The organism is Sporosarcina sp. So3-204 (genome assembly GCF_058068165.1).
In genome coordinates this window covers 2,794,141-2,816,590 of record NZ_CM176485.1, presented here as the reverse complement: position 1 = coordinate 2,816,590, position 22,450 = coordinate 2,794,141, and the positions used below count along the sequence as shown (strand labels likewise).

Annotated in this window: 12 protein-coding genes, 21 tRNA genes and 3 rRNA genes; 32 read left to right on the top strand and 4 right to left on the bottom strand. The window is 41.9% G+C overall.

Annotation, left to right across the window (positions count from 1 at the left end; all coding sequences use genetic code 11):
• The first annotated feature begins 29 nt into the window (after positions 1-29).
• A complete protein-coding gene (locus tag AC3RV6_RS13860; protein ID WP_489746594.1) occupies positions 30-2,159 on the top strand; it encodes a sigma-70 RNA polymerase sigma factor region 4 domain-containing protein in 2,130 nt (709 codons plus the stop codon).
• Between the two features lie 123 nt (positions 2,160-2,282).
• A complete protein-coding gene (yugI, locus tag AC3RV6_RS13855; RefSeq protein ID WP_489746593.1) occupies positions 2,283-2,654 on the top strand; it encodes a S1 domain-containing post-transcriptional regulator GSP13 in 372 nt (123 codons plus the stop codon).
• 32 nt (positions 2,655-2,686) lie between these two features.
• Here yugI and AC3RV6_RS13850 read toward each other — a convergent pair whose 3' ends face one another.
• Positions 2,687-3,991, bottom strand: coding sequence for a sigma 54-interacting transcriptional regulator (locus AC3RV6_RS13850; RefSeq protein ID WP_489746592.1), 1,305 nt, complete (start codon positions 3,989-3,991; stop codon positions 2,687-2,689).
• 142 nt (positions 3,992-4,133) lie between these two features.
• Between AC3RV6_RS13850 and pruA the strand changes: the two genes are divergently transcribed.
• The 3 genes from pruA to AC3RV6_RS13835 all read left to right on the top strand — a co-directional run bounded on the left by pruA (position 4,134) and on the right by AC3RV6_RS13835 (position 8,283).
• Complete coding sequence (gene pruA / locus AC3RV6_RS13845) at positions 4,134-5,678, top strand: L-glutamate gamma-semialdehyde dehydrogenase (protein ID WP_489746591.1); 1,545 nt, start codon at positions 4,134-4,136, stop codon at positions 5,676-5,678.
• An 85-nt stretch (positions 5,679-5,763) separates the two neighbouring features.
• Positions 5,764-6,954, top strand: a complete 1,191-nt coding sequence (locus AC3RV6_RS13840) for an ornithine--oxo-acid transaminase (protein WP_489746590.1) — start codon at positions 5,764-5,766, stop codon at positions 6,952-6,954.
• Between the two features lie 84 nt (positions 6,955-7,038).
• On the top strand, positions 7,039-8,283 hold the full coding sequence (locus AC3RV6_RS13835; protein ID WP_489746589.1) for a Glu/Leu/Phe/Val family dehydrogenase: 1,245 nt from the start codon (positions 7,039-7,041) through the stop codon (positions 8,281-8,283).
• 46 nt (positions 8,284-8,329) lie between these two features.
• On the opposite strand, the gene AC3RV6_RS13830 is transcribed toward AC3RV6_RS13835, so the two are convergent.
• Positions 8,330-8,569: a DUF378 domain-containing protein gene (locus AC3RV6_RS13830; RefSeq protein WP_489746588.1), complete on the bottom strand. Its 240-nt coding sequence runs from the start codon at positions 8,567-8,569 to the stop codon at positions 8,330-8,332.
• Between the two features lie 119 nt (positions 8,570-8,688).
• Between AC3RV6_RS13830 and AC3RV6_RS13825 the strand changes: the two genes are divergently transcribed.
• Positions 8,689-9,852 (top strand): iron-containing alcohol dehydrogenase, encoded by a 1,164-nt coding sequence (locus tag AC3RV6_RS13825; RefSeq protein WP_489749262.1) that lies wholly within the window; start codon positions 8,689-8,691, stop codon positions 9,850-9,852.
• A gap of 43 nt (positions 9,853-9,895) precedes the next feature.
• Here the strand turns inward: AC3RV6_RS13825 and AC3RV6_RS13820 are convergent, their stop codons facing one another.
• Both AC3RV6_RS13820 and AC3RV6_RS13815 read right to left on the bottom strand, forming a co-directional pair.
• Positions 9,896-10,897, bottom strand: a complete 1,002-nt coding sequence (locus AC3RV6_RS13820) for a cation diffusion facilitator family transporter (protein ID WP_489746587.1) — start codon at positions 10,895-10,897, stop codon at positions 9,896-9,898.
• A gap of 12 nt (positions 10,898-10,909) precedes the next feature.
• On the bottom strand, positions 10,910-11,632 hold the full coding sequence (locus tag AC3RV6_RS13815) for an MgtC/SapB family protein (RefSeq protein WP_489746586.1): 723 nt from the start codon (positions 11,630-11,632) through the stop codon (positions 10,910-10,912).
• Positions 11,633-11,740: 108 nt separating this feature from the next.
• Here AC3RV6_RS13815 and AC3RV6_RS13810 point away from each other — a divergent pair, with 108 nt between their 5' ends.
• From AC3RV6_RS13810 to AC3RV6_RS13685, 26 genes are all read left to right on the top strand, one after another.
• Complete coding sequence (locus AC3RV6_RS13810) at positions 11,741-12,643, top strand: DMT family transporter (protein ID WP_489749261.1); 903 nt, start codon at positions 11,741-11,743, stop codon at positions 12,641-12,643.
• A 474-nt stretch (positions 12,644-13,117) separates the two neighbouring features.
• Positions 13,118-14,675: ribosomal RNA gene (locus tag AC3RV6_RS13805) — 16S ribosomal RNA — on the top strand.
• 497 nt (positions 14,676-15,172) lie between these two features.
• A 23S ribosomal RNA gene (locus tag AC3RV6_RS13800) occupies positions 15,173-18,128 on the top strand.
• Between the two features lie 152 nt (positions 18,129-18,280).
• Positions 18,281-18,396, top strand: a 5S ribosomal RNA gene (gene rrf, locus AC3RV6_RS13795).
• The 16S, 23S and 5S rRNA genes sit together here with 21 tRNA genes alongside, the layout of an rRNA operon.
• 70 nt (positions 18,397-18,466) lie before the next feature.
• A tRNA-Val gene (locus AC3RV6_RS13790) sits at positions 18,467-18,542 on the top strand.
• A gap of 55 nt (positions 18,543-18,597) precedes the next feature.
• Positions 18,598-18,673, top strand: a tRNA-Thr gene (locus tag AC3RV6_RS13785).
• A 5-nt stretch (positions 18,674-18,678) separates the two neighbouring features.
• A tRNA-Lys gene (locus tag AC3RV6_RS13780) sits at positions 18,679-18,751 on the top strand.
• A 36-nt stretch (positions 18,752-18,787) separates the two neighbouring features.
• Positions 18,788-18,869 (top strand) — tRNA-Leu (locus AC3RV6_RS13775).
• Between the two features lie 9 nt (positions 18,870-18,878).
• Positions 18,879-18,953, top strand: a tRNA-Gly gene (locus AC3RV6_RS13770).
• 11 nt (positions 18,954-18,964) lie between these two features.
• A tRNA-Leu gene (locus AC3RV6_RS13765) sits at positions 18,965-19,053 on the top strand.
• Between the two features lie 20 nt (positions 19,054-19,073).
• Positions 19,074-19,150: transfer RNA gene (locus AC3RV6_RS13760), tRNA-Arg, on the top strand.
• A 21-nt stretch (positions 19,151-19,171) separates the two neighbouring features.
• A tRNA-Pro gene (locus tag AC3RV6_RS13755) sits at positions 19,172-19,245 on the top strand.
• Positions 19,246-19,256: 11 nt separating this feature from the next.
• Positions 19,257-19,332 (top strand) — tRNA-Ala (locus AC3RV6_RS13750).
• A 32-nt stretch (positions 19,333-19,364) separates the two neighbouring features.
• Positions 19,365-19,438 (top strand) — tRNA-Met (locus AC3RV6_RS13745).
• Positions 19,439-19,445: 7 nt separating this feature from the next.
• Positions 19,446-19,522 (top strand) — tRNA-Ile (locus AC3RV6_RS13740).
• Positions 19,523-19,543: 21 nt separating this feature from the next.
• Positions 19,544-19,636, top strand: a tRNA-Ser gene (locus tag AC3RV6_RS13735).
• A 53-nt stretch (positions 19,637-19,689) separates the two neighbouring features.
• Positions 19,690-19,764 (top strand) — tRNA-Met (locus AC3RV6_RS13730).
• A 69-nt stretch (positions 19,765-19,833) separates the two neighbouring features.
• Positions 19,834-19,908 (top strand) — tRNA-Met (locus AC3RV6_RS13725).
• Positions 19,909-19,912: 4 nt separating this feature from the next.
• A tRNA-Asp gene (locus tag AC3RV6_RS13720) sits at positions 19,913-19,988 on the top strand.
• Between the two features lie 23 nt (positions 19,989-20,011).
• A tRNA-Phe gene (locus AC3RV6_RS13715) sits at positions 20,012-20,084 on the top strand.
• A 10-nt stretch (positions 20,085-20,094) separates the two neighbouring features.
• Positions 20,095-20,168 (top strand) — tRNA-Gly (locus AC3RV6_RS13710).
• A gap of 7 nt (positions 20,169-20,175) precedes the next feature.
• Positions 20,176-20,252, top strand: a tRNA-Ile gene (locus AC3RV6_RS13705).
• A gap of 1 nt (position 20,253) precedes the next feature.
• Positions 20,254-20,328: transfer RNA gene (locus AC3RV6_RS13700), tRNA-Asn, on the top strand.
• A 7-nt stretch (positions 20,329-20,335) separates the two neighbouring features.
• Positions 20,336-20,426: transfer RNA gene (locus AC3RV6_RS13695), tRNA-Ser, on the top strand.
• Positions 20,427-20,434: 8 nt separating this feature from the next.
• A tRNA-Glu gene (locus AC3RV6_RS13690) sits at positions 20,435-20,506 on the top strand.
• A 499-nt stretch (positions 20,507-21,005) separates the two neighbouring features.
• Positions 21,006-22,363 (top strand): IS3 family transposase gene (locus AC3RV6_RS13685; protein WP_489746585.1). Its coding sequence is split into 2 segments (ribosomal slippage): positions 21,006-21,474 and positions 21,474-22,363, totalling 1,359 coding nucleotides; the frame shifts between segments, so codons are not numbered across the junction.
• The last annotated feature ends 87 nt before the right edge of the window (positions 22,364-22,450 follow it).

The window sequence follows — 22,450 nt, the reverse complement described above, 5'->3', positions numbered from 1 at the left end:
GGTATGTATGTGTAAAGGAGTCTGATGGTATGGAAGAGTTTATAGAAAATTATTGTAAAGCCACTGAGCGGTTCGCTTTACAGTATGGCTGTAATGAAGAACAGGCGAAACGTATCACAGAAGAAGCCTTTAGCTCTATAAATCAAGAAATTAATGAAGTTGACGATGATTTGTTTATTCATTTATTTAAACAGGCGAGTATGTTATTAGAACAAATTGAATTGACTGAGGTGCAAACTGATAAATTTTTATTTGAAGAGGATACTTACTTACATTGTCAAATACTTAAATTGCCGCATGTAAAGCGAGTGCCGCTAATTCTGTCAACCTTTCAAAAAATAGATATTGATGCAATTGCAAAAATCACAGAAATGACAACGTCTGAAATTAAGAAGGAAATTCAATCCGCGAAGGAAATCCTAATGCTTGCAGTAGAAGAAATTATAAAAGAAAGACTAGAAAAGCGTCTTCAATTTCTAGGTAAATCATATGATCGTTTACCGCTATATTTCCATCCACTTCAAGTAGATGGAATTGAGAAAGCTGAAAGTTCTTTGGAAGAAAGTGTTCAAACTAAACGAAGCCGCAGAGGGCTTATGATTTCAGCTTTAGTAGGTGTTCTCCTAATCGGTTTATTAGCAACTACTTTTTTCAAGGGTGATGACTGGGCACTTACTTCAGATGAGCGCTATGTAGAAAAATTAAAAAAGGATTTTGAGAAAGAAAAGAATAGGCGGATGGAAACACTTGGTATTGCTGAAGAGGTTTTCAATAAAATTCCTTTCATCGAAGAAGAGAATGTACGCTTTGATAATATGATTCGTGATTTTAAAAAGAGAATTGGAAAAGAACAGAAAATCAATAAAGAATTCGGTGATGAAACTTTTAACCTCATTATCGACTCAATGAAATTACCTTCTGAGTTAGCGGATGACTTGTTCAAATCACCTCTCAATAATGACGTGGACAAAAGCATGACATATATTAAAAACTATTTCGCGAAGATGGCGATTGTCTCTAACGCACTTTTTGAAGAGATTTTGCCAGAACTTGAAAACTTTGAAGTTTTAACGAGTTCTCCAAATTCATTTGATTTTGACGCGGAATTATTTTTATCTAAAGAGAAAGAATTCGACGAAGGCACACAACGTGTGATGTCTGGTTTAAGAAGCCAAGGCTTACCAGTACTACCACTATATTTCGATTTAGACTTTGCGGCAGACCCAGCTAGAATATTACATCTGGAAAAAATGCGTAATTCTTTACATGAATCCGTAGGTGGTTATATTACGTTGCAAGAAAAAGAACCGTTTGTTGTCGACGATAAGCTTGTTTATTCATTAGATGAAACTATCGGCTTTATTGAAGAAATGGAAAATACAATGAATGCAGATACTACAGCTGATCCTGATTACTCGTTCTCTTTAGAAGGAATGATTGCCTTTTTTCTTGAAATGATTATTAACGGCAAAACGATAGAACCTTTTAGAGATGCAGATTGGCAAATTACTGAAGTGCACCGCGTAGCATGGAAACAATTAGCTTCGTTTGAAGAGGAGTCGGGGGTTGGACGCTTGATGACGAAAATTGTTGACGAGATGGAGGCCTCGAATTGGGAGCAGTCAGAATTTCTTACTGCCCTTGGTAAAGAGCAGTATAGAATACACGAAGCCTACTATATGGCAGCTGAAGGAAATCTTGAAAACTTTCAATTAGAGTATGTAATACCTGATTATAGCTTGTACAAAGGGCGAGCTGTTGACCCTATCACTATGTTGGAAGAAACGAAAGCTTTATACGAGGACTTTTCAGTTGATTATAATGAAAGTCTACTTGTAAATGCGCATCCGCTTTTAATTTTAAGTTTATTTTATTATGCGAATGAAATTGAAGATCCAATGATGATGTGGTTGTTGTCAGATGAAGAAAGTCGCGGGGAGACACCTGGAAAGTATATAAACGATTGGAAAAAGGAGGAATCATTATTACTGAAAGAAAACACCATAATATCATTTGACCCTGCTTCAATAACAGAGAATGGAGATAAGCCCCATGTTCCACTTGCTATAAGTAGAAGTGGTGGTGGAGCAAATTACGTATGGGTAACGTATGGTCAGGATGAAATATGGCGAATAGAAGGTATAATTCCCGTCAATTAAAATCATCAAGTATTGCATATCGTCAGAGCTGCCCAATTTTGCTCAACATCCTAAATCATGGTATAATTGTGACGGCCCTCGTGGCAGACAGGTACTTAAAAAATAGATTGGGAGCTGTTTCAAATGGTGAGAAAATATGAAACGGGTGAAGAGCTCACTGGAAAAGTTACAGGTATCCAGCCATATGGCGCGTTCGTTGCATTAGATAAAGACACACAAGGATTAGTTCATATTTCAGAAATTACGTATGGCTTTGTAAAAGATATAAACGATCATCTTACTGTAGGCGAAGAAGTAAAAGTAAAGGTATTGGAAATAGATGATTCGGCAGGTAAAATTAGTTTGTCGATTCGTGCATTTCAAAAGGTGCCTGGTAAAGGGAAAGATGGTCGTTCCCGTCAATCATTGCAAGCGCATGTTGAAGAGCGAGATGCAGATGGTTTTAACTCGCTGAAAGATAAATTACAAGACTGGATTAGTCGATCTGGCCAATAAGAAATGAGGGAGAAGGCCTATTGCCTAATCCCTCATTTTTTTAATTTACGCAAACGGTATTGTAAGTTTTGTCTACTCATCCCTAGCGCTTTAGCTGTTTTTGTAATATTCCCATGGTGAAGTTTCATCGCTTTATCGACATAATAGGCTTCAGCAACGCGAAGATACTTATCAAGTGGAAGTATTTCTTTATCGGTTGGCATGATTAAATTTGTTGCATCTACAACTGAGTTAGCAGTTGCATCTGTTTTCATACGGAAATGAAGCGGTAACATAGAGTAGGTAATAACTGTTTCAGTTGTCGCGGTAGAAGTAATTTCATCAAGAAAAAACTCGATTTCCCGTAAATTACCTGGCCAGTCGTATTGTAGAAAAAGTTGTTCTACTTCTCTCGTTATTCCTCCTAATGCGGTACCAAACGTATCACGCCTTCGATTTAAATAATTATTTATAAAAGGTATGATATCTTCTTTCCGTTTGTGAAGTGGGGGCACCCGAATCGAGAAAGAGGCAAAGAGATAGTATAAATCTTTCAACAAAACGCCTGATGCGATTAAATCAACAGGGTCATCTGAAATACTAGCGATTAAATGATGGTTATGTACTTCTAAATTGGAAAGCGCGTTAAATAGTTCCTCTTGAAGAGAGATTGAGAGCAAATCAATACGCTCCGTGAATAGTGTGCTATTAGCTGTCGTTTCTACTAATTCTAATAAAAGTCGAATCTTCTCTTGGTCGGAACTTGAGCAATGTAATGTGTAAAAATTCATGTTTGAAAAGGTACGCATATTATGAATGCTTTCAGCTATTAACTGTTTACCTGTACCAGCATTGCCTATAAGCAAAACAGGTAAAGCTGATTCAGCAGCTTTTTTAGCAGTCGAAACAACTGTTTTCATTGCAGAAGATTCTGCGACGATTTGATTGAAAGTGACGGGCGTATTCGTCTTTTTAAAAGGTTGATGGATAAATTTTTCTAATGCTGTTACATCTCTTGCAAGTACTATTGCGCCTATGATTAAGCTATCGTTATCAAAAATGGGGAAAGTATCGTTTATAGTTGTAATTTCAATACCATTTCTATTCCAATAAGTTTGCTTGACATTCAAAAACTCACTTTCCTCGCGCAATGCTTTGAGAAGCGTACTTTCTTCAGAATCAAAATTGAAAAGTTCAAGAATTGTTCTATCTTGAATGTCTTCAAAGTTTAACCCTTCAATTTCTTTCATTTTTTTATTGTAAATAATAGTCTTGCCTTCTATATCAATCGCGTGGATTCCAATAGCTATATTAGCCAAAGCGAATTCTTGAAAAGGTTGAAGGAATTTATCTGACATAATAAAACCTCTCTTCATAAATTAATTGAAAATAAAGTGAATAATACTTGAAAAGCAATAATCCTTTGCGTTAGTATATAGGTAATCACATACTAAGTGCAAATATTATTTGCGTCTTATTTGTAAATAGGGAGGAAAATATATGATTCCATATAAACATGAACTTTTCACAGATTTTTCGATTGAGGAAAACAAAAATGCTTATCTAGCAGGGTTGGAAATTGTTGAAGGATACCTTGGTGAAGATTACCCGCTTATTGTCGGTGGAGACCGTGTCATAACAGAAGATAAACTCATCTCTTTTAATCCAGCAAATAAAGAAGAAATAATTGGTTACGTCTCAAAAGCGAGTAAAGAAATAGCGAAACAAGCTATGGTTGTGGCGGATGAGACTTTTAATACATGGAGAAAAGTAAAACCTGAGATACGTGCAGACATCTTATTTAAAGCAGCTGCAATCATTCGTAGAAGAAAGCATGAATTTTCTGCATTACTAACGAAAGAAGCGGGAAAACCTTGGAATGAGGCCGATGCGGATACTGCAGAAGGAATCGATTTCCTTGAGTATTACGGACGCCAGATGCTCCAACTAAAAGATGGCATGCCTGTTGGAAGTCGTCCGGGGGAATATAACAGATTTGACTATATTCCACTCGGTGTAGGTGTAGTCATCTCTCCTTGGAACTTTGCCTTCGCTATTATGGCGGGGACTACTGCCGCGGCCCTTGTAACGGGTAACACAGTCCTATTAAAACCTGCATCGACGACACCGGTAGTTGCGTATAAATTTATTGAAGTACTTGAAGAAGCGGGTATGCCAGCAGGAGTTGTGAACTATATTCCAGGATCTGGTTCTGAAATTGGCGATTATTTGGTTGATCATCCAAGAACACGCTTTGTATCTTTTACAGGATCACGTGAAGTTGGGACACGTATTTTTGAACGCGCTGCAAAAGTAAATGAAGGTCAGATTTGGTTAAAGCGTGTTATCGCTGAAATGGGTGGAAAAGATACAATCATTGTCGATAATGATGCTGATCTCGAATTGGCTGCACAATCAATTGTTAAATCCGCATTTGGTTTTAGTGGACAGAAATGTTCAGCTTGTTCACGTGCTGTGATTCATGAGGATGTGTATGATCAAGTTGTAAATCGTGTTGAAGAATTAACAAAAAAACTAAAGTACGGAGACCCGGTAGATAACTCAAATTTTACAGGACCTGTTGTTGATGAAGCTGCTTACAAAAAAATTATGAGTTATATTGAGATAGGAAGAGAAGAAGGACGCCTTATATATGGAGGCGTTGGGGATGATTCTAAGGGTTATTTCATTGCACCTACAGTATTCGCAGACCTTAATCCTGAATCACGTATTATGCAGGAAGAGATTTTCGGTCCAGTTGTTGGATTGACAAAAGCAAAAAACTTCGATAAAGCACTTGAAATTTCTAACAATACAGACTATGGTTTAACTGGGGCTGTAATTACAAATAACCGCGAACACATTGAACAAGCGCGCGAAGATTTTCATGTAGGAAATCTATATTTCAATCGCGGTTGTACAGGTGCAATTGTTGGTTATCAGCCGTTCGGAGGTTTCAATATGTCAGGTACTGATTCCAAAGCTGGTGGCCCTGATTACTTGCAACTATTCATGCAAGGAAAAACAACATCAGAAACGCTATAAAATATATTTAAAAATCAGATTTATCAATGCAGACTTTTCGTGTAGAATGAGTTTGCAGGCTACATATTTAAGGGGGAATTTGTAAATGACTATTTCAGAAAAAGTAATTGTGCAAACAGAAGAATACGGTGCAAATAATTACCACCCATTACCGATTGTGATTTCGGAGGCTGAAGGCGTTTGGGTCCAAGATCCAGAGGGTAATAAATATATGGATATGCTTGCGGCTTACTCCGCTGTAAATCAAGGTCATCGTCATCCTAAAATTATAAATGCATTAATTGATCAAGCGAATCGTGTCACGCTAACTTCACGTGCTTTTCATAATGATCAATTGGGTCCGTGGTACGAGAAAATTTGTAAATTAGCAGGGAAAGAAATGGCACTTCCGATGAATACAGGAGCAGAAGCTGTTGAAACAGCATTTAAAACGGCTCGTCGCTGGGCTTATGATGTAAAAGGTGTTACGGATGGGCAAGCAGAAGTAATTGCTTGTATCGGTAATTTCCACGGTCGTACAATGACGGCAGTATCATTATCATCAGATGCTGAATACCAGCGCGGATTTGGTCCGCTTCTTCCAGGTATTAACCTTGTACCTTATGGTGATATTAAAGCACTTGAAGAAGCAATTACGCCAAATACAGCAGCTTTTCTTGTAGAGCCGATTCAAGGTGAAGCAGGAATCATTATTCCGCCGGCAGGCTATTTGAAAGCGGTTCGTGAACTTTGTACGAAAAATAACGTATTGTTCATTGCTGATGAAATTCAAGCTGGTCTTTGCCGTACAGGAAAAATGTTTGCGTGTGAAGCTGAAGATGTTGTTCCAGATATGTATGTACTTGGAAAAGCATTAGGCGGCGGTGTATTCCCGATTTCTTGTGTTGTAGCAAATAAAGATGTACTTGGTGTATTTAATCCTGGATCTCATGGTTCTACTTTCGGTGGAAATCCAATGGCATGTGCTGTATCGATAGCCTCACTGGAAGTACTCGAAGACGAAAAACTTGCAGAGAACTCACTTGAGCTAGGTAACTATTTTATGGATGAATTAAAGAAAATCGATCATCCATCAATTAAAGAGGTAAGAGGCCGCGGACTGTTTATTGGTTTAGAATTAACAGAAGAAGCTCGCCCTTATTGTGAAAAGTTAAAAGATCTTGGTATATTGTGTAAAGAAACGCATGATACAGTAATTCGTTTTGCACCACCACTTGTAATTACTAAAGACGAAATAGATTGGGCTGTAGAAAGAATCCAAAAAATCTTTGTTTAATTAGAAAAAATGTTCATGTATGTCTTGTTTTATGTTACAATATATGCGATGAAAAAATTATGAATCAAAGAGGCGAAAAAACAATTGACTGAAAATATGAACCTGTTTACATCTACGCAGGAAGTCATCAAGGAAGCACTCGACAAGCTTGGCTACGACAACGGTATGTATGAACTTTTGAAAGATACACTTCGTATGGTTGAAGTACGAATCCCGATCCGCATGGATGATGGGAATATAAAAGTTTTCACAGGGTACCGTGCACAACATAACGATGCAGTAGGTCCAACTAAAGGTGGCGTTCGATTCCATCCGGATGTAGATTTTATTGAAGTGAAAGCACTTGCAATGTGGATGACATTGAAGTGTGGAATTGTGAATCTACCATATGGTGGAGGTAAAGGCGCTGTTATTTGTGACCCGCGTGAAATGTCAATGGGTGAACTTGAACGTCTAAGTCGTGGATATGTACGTGCGCTTAGCCAAGTAATGGGTCCCGCTAAAGACATTCCTGCTCCTGATGTTTTCACGAATGCTCAGATTATGGCATGGATGATGGATGAATATAGTCGAATTGATGAATTTAACTCACCAGGTTTTATTACTGGTAAACCAATTGTTCTTGGTGGTTCACAGGGTAGAGACCGTGCAACAGCAGAAGGCGTTACAATCGTAATTGCTGAAGCGGCTAAGCGTCGTGGAATTGAAATGAAAGGTGCACGTGTTGTTATTCAGGGATTTGGTAACGCGGGAAGTTTCCTATCCAAATTTCTACATGAGGCAGGCGCTAAAGTAATTGGTATTTCAGATGCATATGGTGCGCTTCATGATCCTGAAGGTCTGGATATTGATTATTTATTGGATCGTCGCGATAGTTTTGGTACAGTTACGACGTTATTTGAAGATACAATTACAAATGAAGAATTACTTGAACTTGACTGTGATATTCTAGTGCCTGCTGCGATAGCGAATCAGATAACGGCTGCAAATGCACATAATATTAAAGCAGATATTGTTGTTGAAGCTGCTAATGGACCGACAACAGCAGAAGGTACTCAGATTCTTACTAAACGAGGAATTCTACTAGTTCCAGACGTTTTAGCAAGTGCTGGCGGCGTTACTGTATCATACTTTGAGTGGGTGCAGAACAATATGGGTTATTATTGGTCTGAAGAAGAAGTTCGAGAAAAATTGACTGAGAGAATGGTTGAAGCGTTTGATAATGTCTATACGACAGGAACGACTCGTAATATTGATATGCGCCTTGCTGCGTATATGGTCGGTGTTCGTAAGGCAGCTGAAGCTTCCCGTTTCCGTGGGTGGGCTTAATAAAAAACAAAAGGCATTTCCCTTAATAATTGGGAGATGCCTTTTCTTATGTTTTTTTCAGCTCGACTGTTTGCACATGATTGTTCTGATCTTTCCAATCAGAAAACAACGACGCAACAGAAACGATGCCAGCTATACCGATTAATATATAAATAAACCGTGAAAGCACCTCTGTGGATCCGCCAGCCGCTTGGGCTACAACGTCAAATTGGAATAAACTTATAAGTCCCCAGTTTAAAGCACCTATTATAGCTAAAGTTAAAGCGACTTTTTGTATATTTACCATTGTTAATACACCTCCATTTTAAGTTTGCCCCGATTATAATCATTCATACTAGTACTAAATGTTTGCAATGCCTTAACCAGTTTTAGATAATCAACTAACAGAAAGGAAGTGCATGATTGATGAATGGCTTTACATTTAATAATCCAGTTAAATTGATTTTTGGACAAGGTAAATTGAAAGAACTGGCAAATGAACTTCCGCAATATGGCAAGAAAGTATTGGTAGTATATGGTGGAGGTAGCATTAAACAGAATGGTCTTTATGATGAAGTGATGTCTACTTTGAATGATATAGGTATGGAAGTTTATGAATTTGGTGGCGTTGAACCTAACCCACGCGTTTCGACAGCTCGTAAAGCTGCCGCGTTATGTAAAGAGAAAGAAATCGATGTACTATTAGCAGTCGGTGGAGGTTCAGTCATTGATTGTACGAAACTAATCGCCGCAGCTGCGAAATATGATGGAGATGCCTGGGATTTCGTAAGTCAAAAAGCCCAGCCTACTGAAGCTCTTCCATTTGGAACGGTATTGACGATAGCAGCTACGGGATCAGAAATGAATGCGGGATCAGTTATTACGAATGAAGATACAGAAGAAAAAGATGGATGGGGTAGCCTGTTCAGCTTTCCAAAGTTTTCAATACTCGATCCAACATATACGAAATCAGTACCTAAAAATCATACTGTTTACGGAATAGTTGACATGATGTCACATGTCTTTGAGCAATACTACAATAATGCGAAAAATACACCGATTCAAGACGAAATGTGTGAAGGGGTACTTCGGGCGGTTATTGAAGAAGGACCAAAACTTGTTAACGACTTGGAAAACTATGAATTACGTGAAACGATTTTATTTGCAGGAACGATTGGTTTGAATGGTTTTCTGCAAATGGGTTACCAAGGTGATTGGGGATCGCACGGCATTGAACACGCAGTATCAGCGGTTTATGACATCCCGCATGCAGGTGGATTAGCAATTATATTCCCACATTGGATGCGTCACAATGTAAAAGTGAATCCAGAAAGATTTGCTAAAATGGCTACCAAAGTATTTAACGTAAATCCTGAAGGGAAGACTACAGAAGAAATTGCATATGAAGGCATTGATAATCTTCGTGCATTTTGGACATCTATTGGTGCGCCTGAAACGCTTGCGTATTATGATATAGACGATTCAAAAATTGGAGTTATGGCAGAAAAAGCGACTGTAAATGGACCTTTAGGCAATTTTGCTCATTTAGGTAAATCGGATGTAGAAGCTATACTTCAAGCATCTTTATAAAAAAATGTCACGCTGGAATATTCATTCCATGCGTGACATTTTTTTATTTTGGAAACTTTGAGTTCAGTGCCTTGTTATCTCTTTCCTTATTTGAACCAGTCCAAGTTCGAATACCATCATCTTCATCAAATGATATCATCACGTCTTGTACGCCTTTTTGTTTCAGAATAATTTCCATTAACCGATCACGTACATTATCTACATATTCAATAGTATGTGTTGCCGTAACTTCAGCAACCACTTCTACATGCAGAAATTCACCTTCTTTTACTACTTCAATTCGTTGGATATCTTTAATATCGTCATCCTCTGCGACAATTTGAGCAATATGATTTAGCATTTCTTCATCTGTTTCCCCAATTGCACCACGTGCATTTTCGAGGAAGACCTTTCCGACAACGTAGAACATCATCAAACCAATTAACATTGATGCAACACCTTCGGCAACAAGTAGTTCAAAGAAGTGTGCTAGAAGAACAGCGATAAAAGCAAGAATTCCACCAGCAGTCGCTACTAAATCTTCCATAAAAACAAGCTTCGTAGCCGGTTTTGCCCGATCCAGGTGTTGAAAACTTGTTGTAATCGGCGCGAAACCACCCTTATCGATTCCAACCTCATGTAAAATTTCCTTTCCAGCTTTGTAAAGAACAATGAATTCAAGAATAATTGCAGTGCCCAGAACAGAAAGATTAATGAGGAGTCCGCTCGATTGAACTGGATTCATCATGTGATGGTAACCTTCTTTTATAGCCTCGTAGGACATTATAGCCACAATAATAACAGCACCTAGACAGACTAAGTTTACAATTCTCCCAAAACCATTAGGGAATTTTGAAGTAGGTGCTTTTCTCGATAAAGCTGAACCAATAAAGACAAAGAATTGATTCGCAGCATCTCCAAATGAATGGAGCATTTCCGCGAACATAGCAACGTTTCCTGTTAAGAAAAAGGCAACACTTTTTAAGATAGCAATGATGGTATTTACGACAGCAGCAAGTAACGAAGACTTATTTCCTTCTTTTAAGAGTGCGAGTAGATCTTTCATTAGTTTCCTCCATTATGGAATGATTACGATTTCGACTGCTTCTACATAAGGCAGTGCTGTCAAATCGTTGTATAAGCTAGCGGTTAATTTTTTTGAAGTAGTAGATAGTCGGAACTCCAGTTGATGTTGTATTTTATCATCAACCACCAATAGTTGACTAATTTTTAAATGATCAATTTCCATTTGCTTTTCTTCGAAATAATTAAGTAATTCATTAATCTTTTCTTTGTCTGATAAAATTAATGTGCAAGGCACTCCTTTTATTCTAAGGCGTTTGGGACCAAATTTGTTAATTAAAGGTGCTAATACTTCAATTACGAACATAACGCTGATTACTGCGAACGCGGCTTCTATATAAAATCCGGCACCGACGGCAATCCCAATGCTTGCAGCACCCCAAATCATAGCAGCAGTTGTTAAACCTGTAATATTATCATTGTCTCTACGTAAAATTGCACCAGCCCCGAGAAAACCTATACCACTAACTACTTGTGCAGCGAGACGTAGTGGATCCATCGTAACGTTTATATCATCGCGCGCAGGTACTAGATAAGCGGATTCCATAGAAACAATTGTAAGAAGACAGCTAAAAGTTGCAATAACTGCACTTGTTTTTAATCCTATAGGCTTCTTTTTTATTTCCCTTTCTACACCTATTACTAAACTTAAAAGTAGAGCTAATGTAATTTTTATGAGTACTTCCGGATACATTTCCATATTTGCGACCCATTCCATCATGCTTCCTCCTCAACTTTAGAATGCTATATATATTTGAAATGGTATACTTACTATTTCCCAAAGATACATAAAAAAAACTAAGCAATTGAAAGTGATGTGTTATTTATCGTTAAACCACCCATTCATCCTTATATTCCAATTGTCATTGGTGTTATTTCGATAACACTATCAGTTGTCTTTGTTAAAATGTCCACAGCTGATGCTGGTGTTATTGCATTCTACCGAATGTTTTTTTCGGTACTAATTATGCTGCCGATTTTTCTTCTCTACTATAGATACGAGATTTTTAAGCTTAGTAGAAGAGATTGGGTACTTTCTGCTACCGGTGGTATATTACTAGCATATCATTTTATTTTTTGGTTCGAGTCATTAAATTATACTTCTGTTGCAAGTTCAACGGTACTTGTAACCCTTCAGCCGATATTCGCTATTGCAGGAACCTATTTCTTCTTTAAAGAAAAATTATCGCTTAAAACAATTATATCCGCTGCAATAGCCATAATGGGAAGCGTTATAATTAGTTGGGGTGATTTTAAAATAAGCGGAACTGCTTTCTTTGGAGATATGTTGGCATTAATAGGTTGTGTGCTAATTACTGCCTATCTTCTATTAGGACAAGATGTTCGTAAAAGATTATCTCTTATTACTTATACGTTCATTGTCTATTCAATCAGTACTATAACTTTGTTTTTTTATGTTTTAGCTAAAGGAGAATCGTTTGGGCCTTATCCTAGTTCTGATTGGTTTTGGTTTTTAATGCTAGCGTTAATACCAAACTTACTCGGGCACACTCTTATTAACTGGTCTCTAAAATGGGTGAGCACAAATGTTATTTCTATAGCAATCTTATTTGAGCCGGTAGGGGCTTCAGTTCTTGCATACTTTATTTTCTATGAGGAACTAACAGCAACACAATTTATTGGTGGATTGATTGTTATTTTGGGTATTTTCCTGTTCGTAATTGACTACGAAAAAATAAAAGATAAATTAATTTCAAAAAAGACTTGATTTATTAGTAGGGGATGGGTTATATTAATACCTGTCCTCCAAGAGAGGCAAACAACAACTAAAACGAAAATAAAAAACTTTTCAAAAGTTGTTGACATTACAATTAACATCTGATATATTTAAGAAGTTGTCATTACGAAGACGACAAACACATGAACCTTGAAAACTGAACAGCAAAACGTCGATATAAGTCATTCGTGTTTACACGATATGATTAACAACTCAGGACGCTTCGGCGCACTTGAGTATAAACGTTTCTATATGAAACAAAATTGTCATTCAATAGACGTAGTTAACGCTACAACTATTAATGCCAGCAAAAAGAAATGAGCTTTCATTTTCTTCTTGTTCTGGCGGTCGAGACGTAGTGCGGTGCTAGGAAACGATTGAGCGAAGGAAGGAGCGTACATTAGTACGTGACTGACGGAGTGAGAGAAGTTGACAACGCAATGTGCTGCGTATCGGCTAGCCAGTATTATGGAGAGTTTGATCCTGGCTCAGGACGAACGCTGGCGGCATGCCTAATACATGCAAGTCGAGCGAACAAAACTTTGGAGCTTGCTTCAAAGTTTTGTTAGCGGCGGATGGGTGAGTAACACGTGGGCAACCTGCCCTGCAGATGGGGATAACTCCGGGAAACCGGGGCTAATACCGAATAATCAGTTCGTCCGCATGGACGAACTCTGAAAGACGGTTTCGGCTGTCACTGCAGGATGGGCCCGCGGCGCATTAGCTAGTTGGTGGGGTAATGGCCTACCAAGGCAACGATGCGTAGCCGACCTGAGAGGGTGATCGGCCACACTGGGACTGAGACACGGCCCAGACTCCTACGGGAGGCAGCAGTAGGGAATCTTCCACAATGGACGAAAGTCTGATGGAGCAATGCCGCGTGAGCGAAGAAGGTTTTCGGATCGTAAAGCTCTGTTGTAAGGGAAGAACACGTACGGGAGTAACTGCCCGTACCTTGACGGTACCTTATTAGAAAGCCACGGCTAACTACGTGCCAGCAGCCGCGGTAATACGTAGGTGGCAAGCGTTGTCCGGAATTATTGGGCGTAAAGCGCGCGCAGGCGGCCTGTTAAGTCTGATGTGAAAGCCCCCGGCTCAACCGGGGAAGGTCATTGGAAACTGATAGGCTTGAGTACAGAAGAGGAAAGCGGAATTCCACGTGTAGCGGTGAAATGCGTAGAGATGTGGAGGAACACCAGTGGCGAAGGCGGCTTTCTGGTCTGTAACTGACGCTGAGGCGCGAAAGCGTGGGGAGCAAACAGGATTAGATACCCTGGTAGTCCACGCCGTAAACGATGAGTGCTAAGTGTTAGGGGGTTTCCGCCCCTTAGTGCTGCAGCTAACGCATTAAGCACTCCGCCTGGGGAGTACGGCCGCAAGGCTGAAACTCAAAGGAATTGACGGGGACCCGCACAAGCGGTGGAGCATGTGGTTTAATTCGAAGCTACGCGAAGAACCTTACCAGGTCTTGACATCCCACTGCCCGGTATAGAGATATACTTTTCCCTTCGGGGACAGTGGTGACAGGTGGTGCATGGTTGTCGTCAGCTCGTGTCGTGAGATGTTGGGTTAAGTCCCGCAACGAGCGCAACCCTTGATCTTAGTTGCCATCATTAAGTTGGGCACTCTAAGGTGACTGCCGGTGATAAACCGGAGGAAGGTGGGGATGACGTCAAATCATCATGCCCCTTATGACCTGGGCTACACACGTGCTACAATGGACGGTACAGAGGGTCGCCAACCCGCGAGGGGGAGCTAATCCCATAAAACCGTTCACAGTTCGGATTGCAGGCTGCAACTCGCCTGCATGAAGCCGGAATCGCTAGTAATCGTGGATCAGCATGCCACGGTGAATACGTTCCCGGGTCTTGTACACACCGCCCGTCACACCACGAGAGTTTGTAACACCCGAAGTCGGTGAGGTAACCCTTAGGGGAGCCAGCCGCCGAAGGTGGGACAGATGATTGGGGTGAAGTCGTAACAAGGTAGCCGTATCGGAAGGTGCGGCTGGATCACCTCCTTTCTAAGGATATATGTCCATAGTCGGATTACACCTTTGGTGTATGAAAGCTAGGCATACGGAAAATCGACGTTTTGCGTTCAGTTTTGAAGGTTTATTAAAGATTAATTAAGCGTTTTTTGCTTAACTAATCGTCCATAAATACTAATCAAAACAGCGTTTTGATATTGAGGCAATTTTCGAGGGTTTAATCGAAAATGTACTGCCGGAATACGCTTAGCGTATACGATATCTTAACAAATAAGCTACACTTGTTTTGCACTTTATGGTTACTAATAATAATTCAAAACTTGTTCTTTGAAAACTGGATAAAACAATAATTGAAACAAATCAAGAATCAACCAAGATAAACAGAACTTCGTTTATCTATGATAAACATGTTTTTGTTTATTTTAAAGAACGACCTTTTTACGAAACGTTGGCTTTTACATCGCTGTAAAATCACGTTTATTTAAAAGATAAGAATTAGCGACGCAATGCGACGTTAAGACTTGTTTTTTGGTTAAGTTAGAAAGGGCGCACGGTGGATGCCTTGGCACTAGGAGTCTATGAAGGACGGCACTAACACCGATATGCTTCGGGGAGCTGTAAGTGAGCTTTGATCCGAAGATTTCCGAATGGGGAAACCCACTGCTCGTAATGGAGTAGTACGTTTACGTGAATACATAGCGTAATCGAGACAAACCCGGAGAACTGAAACATCTAAGTACCCGGAGGAAGAGAAAGAAAAATCGATTCCCTGAGTAGCGGCGAGCGAAAAGGGAACAGCCCAAACCAGGAAGCTTGCTTCCTGGGGTTGTAGGACATGCTATACGGAGTTACAAAGGAATGGATTAGGCGAAGCGACCTGGAAAGGTCCGCCGTAGCGGGTAATAGCCCCGTAGTCGAAAGTTCATTCTCTCCAGCATGTATCCTGAGTACGGCGGAACACGTGAAATTCCGTCGGAATCCGGGAGGACCATCTCCCAAGGCTAAATACTTCCTAGTGACCGATAGTGAACCAGTACCGTGAGGGAAAGGTGAAAAGCACCCCGGAAGGGGAGTGAAATAGATCCTGAAACCGTGTGCCTACAAGTAGTCAGAGCCCTTGTTGACTTTCCTTCGGGAGAGTCACGGGTGATGGCGTGCCTTTTGTAGAATGAACCGGCGAGTTACTGATTTCATGCAAGGTTAAGCAGAGAATGCGGAGCCGCAGCGAAAGCGAGTCTTAATAGGGCGAATTAGTATGAGGTCGTAGACCCGAAACCAGGTGATCTACCCATGTCCAGGGTGAAGGTAAGGTAATACTTACTGGAGGCCCGAACCCACGTATGTTGAAAAATGCGGGGATGAGGTGTGGGTAGCGGTGAAATTCCAATCGAACCTGGAGATAGCTGGTTCTCTCCGAAATAGCTTTAGGGCTAGCCTCAAACTTTAGAATCTCGGAGGTAGAGCACTGTTTGGACTAGGGGCCCATCCCGGGTTACCGAATTCAGACAAACTCCGAATGCCGATGATTTATGTTTGGGAGTCAGACTGTGGGTGATAAGATTCATAGTCGAGAGGGAAACAACCCAGACCACCAGTTAAGGTCCCAAAGTCTCTGTTAAGTGGAAAAGGATGTGGCGTTGCCCAGACAACCAGGATGTTGGCTTAGAAGCAGCCATCATTTAAAGAGTGCGTAATAGCTCACTGGTCGAGTGGCGCTGCGCCGAAAATGTACCGGGGCTAAACAGAGCACCGAAACTGTGGACTTACATCTTAGATGTGAGTGGTAGGAGAGCGTTCTAGGGGCGTCGAAGTTAGACCGTAAGGACTAGTGGAGCGCCTAGAAGTGAGAATGCCGGTATGAGTAGCGAAAGAAGGGTGAGAATCCCTTCCACCGAATGCCCAAGGTTTCCTGAGGAAGGCTCGTCCGCTCAGGGTTAGTCGGGACCTAAGTTGAGGCCGAAAGGCGTAGACGATGGATAACAGGTTGATATTCCTGTACCACCTCCCCGCCGTTTGAGTAATGGGGGGACGCAGTAGGATAGGGTGAGCGCGCTGTTGGTTATGCGCGTCTAAGCAGTGAGGTGTGAAATGAGGCAAATCCCATTTCTATAACATTGAGCTGTGATGGCGAGGGGAATTATTCCCTGGAGTCCCTGATTTCACACTGCCAAGAAAAGCCTCTAACGAGGCGGGAGGTGCCCGTACCGCAAACCGACACAGGTAGGCGAGGAGAGAATCCTAAGGTGATCGAGAGAACTCTCGTTAAGGAACTCGGCAAAATGACCCCGTAACTTCGGGAGAAGGGGTGCTCTGGTAGGGTGTTAAAGCCCGAGAGAGCCGCAGTGAATAGGCCCAGGCGACTGTTTAGCAAAAACACAGGTCTCTGCAAAACCGCAAGGTGATGTATAGGGGCTGACGCCTGCCCGGTGCTGGAAGGTTAAGGGAAGAGGTTAGCGCAAGCGAAGCTTTGAACCGAAGCCCCAGTAAACGGCGGCCGTAACTATAACGGTCCTAAGGTAGCGAAATTCCTTGTCGGGTAAGTTCCGACCCGCACGAAAGGCGTAACGATCTGGGCACTGTCTCAACGAGAGACTCGGTGAAATTATAGTACCTGTGAAGATGCAGGTTACCCGCGACAGGACGGAAAGACCCCGTGGAGCTTTACTGTAACCTGATATTGAATTCTGATGCAATCTGTACAGGATAGGTAGGAGCCTTAGAATCCGGAGCGCTAGCTTCGGAGGAGGCGTTGGTGGGATACTACCCTGATTGTATTGGACTTCTAACCCATGCCCCTTATCGGGGCAGGAGACAGTGTCAGGTGGACAGTTTGACTGGGGCGGTCGCCTCCTAAAGAGTAACGGAGGCGCCCAAAGGTTCCCTCAGAATGGTTGGACATCATTCGCAGAGTGCAAAGGCATAAGGGAGCTTAACTGCGAGACCTACAAGTCGAGCAGGGTCGAAAGACGGGCTTAGTGATCCGGTGGTTCCGCATGGAAGGGCCATCGCTCAACGGATAAAAGCTACCCCGGGGATAACAGGCTTATCTCCCCCAAGAGTCCACATCGACGGGGAGGTTTGGCACCTCGATGTCGGCTCATCGCATCCTGGGGCTGTAGTCGGTCCCAAGGGTTGGGCTGTTCGCCCATTAAAGCGGTACGCGAGCTGGGTTCAGAACGTCGTGAGACAGTTCGGTCCCTATCCGTCGCGGGCGCAGGAAATTTGAGAGGAGCTGTCCTTAGTACGAGAGGACCGGGATGGACACACCGCTGGTGTACCAGTTGTCTTGCCAAAGGCATAGCTGGGTAGCTACGTGTGGACGGGATAAATGCTGAAAGCATCTAAGCATGAAGCCCCCCTCGAGATGAGATTTCCCATTACGCAAGTAAGTAAGATCCCTCAGAGATGATGAGGTTGATAGGTCCGGGGTGTAAGTACGGCGACGTATGTAGCTGACGGATACTAATTGATCGAGGACTTAACCAAATAACGTAAGAAGCAAGTGGGCTGATTCCCCTGATTTGTAATAATTATCTGTTTTATTCAGTTTTGAAAGAATAATTTTTTTCTTTCAGTTAGTACTTGCAATTTATGCTAAGTGTGGTATGATGAATAAGGTCTTAAAAAGACAATATAAGTATGGTGGCGATAGCGAAGAGGTCACACCCGTTCTCATCTCGAACACGGTAGTTAAGCTCTTCAGCGCCGATGGTAGTTGGGGGTTTCCCCCTGCAAGAGTAGGACGTTGCCATGCTTGTAATATTCATTACATAGTAATAACTCTTAAAATGATACAGATGTTTATAATTTCTAAATTATACCCAGGAGGATTAGCTCAGCTGGGAGAGCACCTGCCTTACAAGCAGGGGGTCGGCGGTTCGAGCCCGTCATCCTCCACCAATTTTTTTAAAACATAGAATTCCGTTTTAAATAAACTTCATTGTATTTTCACTTAGCCGGAGTAGCTCAACTGGTAGAGCAACTGACTTGTAATCAGTAGGTTGAGGGTTCAAGTCCTTTCTCCGGCACCACTTTTGTGCCATTAGCTCAGTTGGTAGAGCATCTGACTTTTAATCAGAGGGTCGTAGGTTCGAATCCTACATGGCACACTATTTTATGACTTGAAAGAGTCGTAAATGCATCTTGCGGGTGTGGTGGAACTGGCAGACACGCTAGACTTAGGATCTAGTGCCTTCGGGCGTGGGGGTTCGACTCCCTTCACCCGCACTTTTATATGCGGAAGTAGTTCAGTGGTAGAATACGACCTTGCCAAGGTCGGGGTCGCGGGTTCGAATCCCGTCTTCCGCTCCATATAATTATTTGCCGGGGTGGCGGAACTGGCAGACGCACAGGACTTAAAATCCTGCGGTGGGTAACTACCGTACCGGTTCGATTCCGGTTCTCGGCACCAAATTTATACCGTGTAATAATGCGCCCGTAGCTCAATTGGATAGAGCGTCTGACTACGGATCAGAAGGTTGTGGATTCGACTTCTGCCGGGCGCACCATAATTTTATTTGTCTTATAATCGGGAAGTAGCTCAGCTTGGTAGAGCACTTGGTTTGGGACCAAGGGGTCGCAGGTTCGAATCCTGTCTTCCCGATCTTTAACAAAGGGGCCTTAGCTCAGCTGGGAGAGCGCCTGCCTTGCACGCAGGAGGTCAGCGGTTCGATCCCGCTAGGCTCCACCAATTTAAATTTGTTTTAAATTAATTTTTATAATGGCGGTGTAGCTCAGCTGGCTAGAGCGTCCGGTTCATACCCGTAAGGTCGGGGGTTCGACTCCCTCCACCGCCATCTTTAAGGACCTTTAGCTCAGTTGGTTAGAGCAGACGGCTCATAACCGTCCGGTCGCAGGTTCGAGTCCTGCAAGGTCCACCAGTATTATTTATAGATGCATATGGAGGAATACCCAAGCCTGGCTGAAGGGATCGGTCTTGAAAACCGACAGGGGTGTTAAAACCCGCGGGGGTTCGAATCCCTCTTCCTCCTCCATTTTTAAAATGCACTTACTGGTTAAAAGAAAAATTATATTTATATGATATTATCGCGGGGTGGAGCAGTGGTAGCTCGTCGGGCTCATAATCCGAAGGTCACAGGTTCAAATCCTGTCCCCGCAACCAATTTAAAAATGTATTATGTATTTCTAGTACTCAATCTACATATATTTAAATTGTACTCTATAAAATTATCGCGGGGTGGAGCAGTGGTAGCTCGTCGGGCTCATAACCCGAAGGTCACAGGTTCAAATCCTGTCCCCGCAACCAAAATGGTCCCGTGGTGTAGCGGTTAACATGCCTGCCTGTCACGCAGGAGATCGCGGGTTCGATTCCCGTCGGGACCGCCATATTATTTTTATTACATAAACTTGGCTCAGTAGCTCAGTCGGTAGAGCAAAGGACTGAAAATCCTTGTGTCGGCGGTTCGAATCCGTCCTGAGCCATAGTATTTATGCGGGTGTAGTTTAATGGCAAAACTCCAGCCTTCCAAGCTGATAATGAGGGTTCGATTCCCTTCACCCGCTCCAAAATTTAGGGCCTATAGCTCAGCTGGTTAGAGCGCACGCCTGATAAGCGTGAGGTCGATGGTTCGAGTCCATTTAGGCCCACCATTCCGCAGTAGCTCAGTGGTAGAGCTATCGGCTGTTAACCGATCGGTCGTAGGTTCGAATCCTACCTGCGGAGCCATTTATATGGGGAAGTACTCAAGCGGCTCAAGAGGTGCCCCTGCTAAGGGTATAGATCGCGTAAGCGGTGCGAGGGTTCGAATCCCTCCTTCTCCGCCATATAAATTGGCCCCTTGGTCAAGCGGTTAAGACACCGCCCTTTCACGGCGGTATCACGGGTTCGAATCCCGTAGGGGTCATTAGAGACTTTTCAACAAGAACTTGTGTTGAAAAGTCTACCTTGAATTACTTATCAAAACGAAGTTTTGAAACTAAGGCAATTTTCGAGGTACTAATCGAAAATGCTCTGCCGGAATTCAGACTTTGAAAGTAATATAGGTAACGGATTAATACAAGAACTAGAACAAAAATGAAAACTGTTTTATTTACTGAATTATACTCAGTAAATAAAACAGTTTTTTCTATTTTAAAATTTATGCAAAATTTCTTGGTTCTTTGTCAAATGAAGTTGGTGAAGAATAATAGCCAACCATAACTTAGTTATTGTAGGGCTATCCAAGAAGTCAGTAAAGCTGATTTTTTAGGATAGTCCTTTTTCATATAGTCTTCCATGTATCCCGTTGTTTTCCGTTCCAGATGGACGCTTTCCGCGGGCACGGCTTCAGCCTCCTCGTCGCGAAAAGCTGAGCTGCACCCCTAATATTGGACACGTCATCTAATATTAGGAGGTCTAAAAAAGTGTCCAAGTATACTAAAGAATTTAAACTTCTAGTCGCCAAACGTTACGAACATGAAGATATTAGTTACCGAGATCTTGCAGGACAGGTTGGCGTCGACAACTCTGTAATTCGTTACTGGGTGCTTCTGTTTCGACATCATGGTGATAATGCGTTTGACTTTCCCTATACAAACTATCCAAAAGCCTTTAAACTTAGAGTAATTCAATTTATCAATGACACGGATTACTCTGTTCGAGAGGCATCGGCTATTTTCCATATCCCGGATCCTAGTATGGTCCGCAGGTGGAAGAAAAAGTGGGAGACAGCTGGAGAAGGTGCCTTTAAAACGAAAGAAAAGGGGCCTTCTACAATGAAATCTCGCAATCAAAAGAAAACCACTTCCAAAGATCTTGGCGACCAGTCAAAGGACGCCATGAAAAAAGAACTTGAATATCTTCGTATGGAAAATGCCTATCTAAAAAAGCTGGAAGCCTTAGTTCAGGAAGAAAAATCACTAAAAAGATTAAAGCGAAAGTAATATTTGAACTAAGGCATGAATTCCCAGTAAACAAGATGGTCAAGATAGCCGGTATGGTAAGAAGCACCTACTACTACATCATTAATAGTTTCAAGCAGCCAGATCCCGATCGCAAGTGGAAGAGAAGGATCAACTTCATCTACCAGCGACACAAAGGGCGCCTTGGGTATCGCCGGATCACCGACGTCCTGATCGAAAAAGGACACACGATAAACAAAAAGAAAGTACTTCGGATTATGCGAGAACTGGGGCTTCAATGTATTGTCCGAATGAAGAAGTACAAATCCTATAAAGGTGCATTTGGGAAAGCAGCTCCAAATGTCTTGAACCGTAATTTCAAAGCAGGAAAACCCAACGAAAAATGGGTGACAGACGTTACGGAATTTAAATTATTTGGACAAAAATTATATCTCTCACCTGTTTTAGACCTGTTCAATGGTGAAATCATTACCTATACGCTTCAATCGAGGCCTACGTTTGATTTGGTGGAAACAATGTTGAAGCAGTCACTTGAATACGTAAAAGAAGACGATAAGCTCTTGATCCATTCCGATCAAGGCTGGCATTATCGAATGCCGCAGTATTGTCAGCTACTAAAGGAAAACAACATCACACAGAGCATGTCTCGAAAAGGCAACTGTTACGACAACGCCGTCATCGAGAACTTTTTTGGAATTCTTAAATATGAATTCCTGTTCCTGCAGGAATTTGATAATCTTGAACACTTTAAACACGAACTAGAGGAGTATATCCACTACTATAATCATTTGAGAATCAAGTCCAGATTGAATCGGAAAAGCCCAGCGGGCTATCGGATGATATTCGAATCAGCTGCTTAGAAAAATAGCGTCCAATTTTAAGGGTCCAGTGCAAAGCAAGCTCCTGTGGGGTCTTCAGCTCGCGCTGTTCCCGCTGGAGTCGCCATC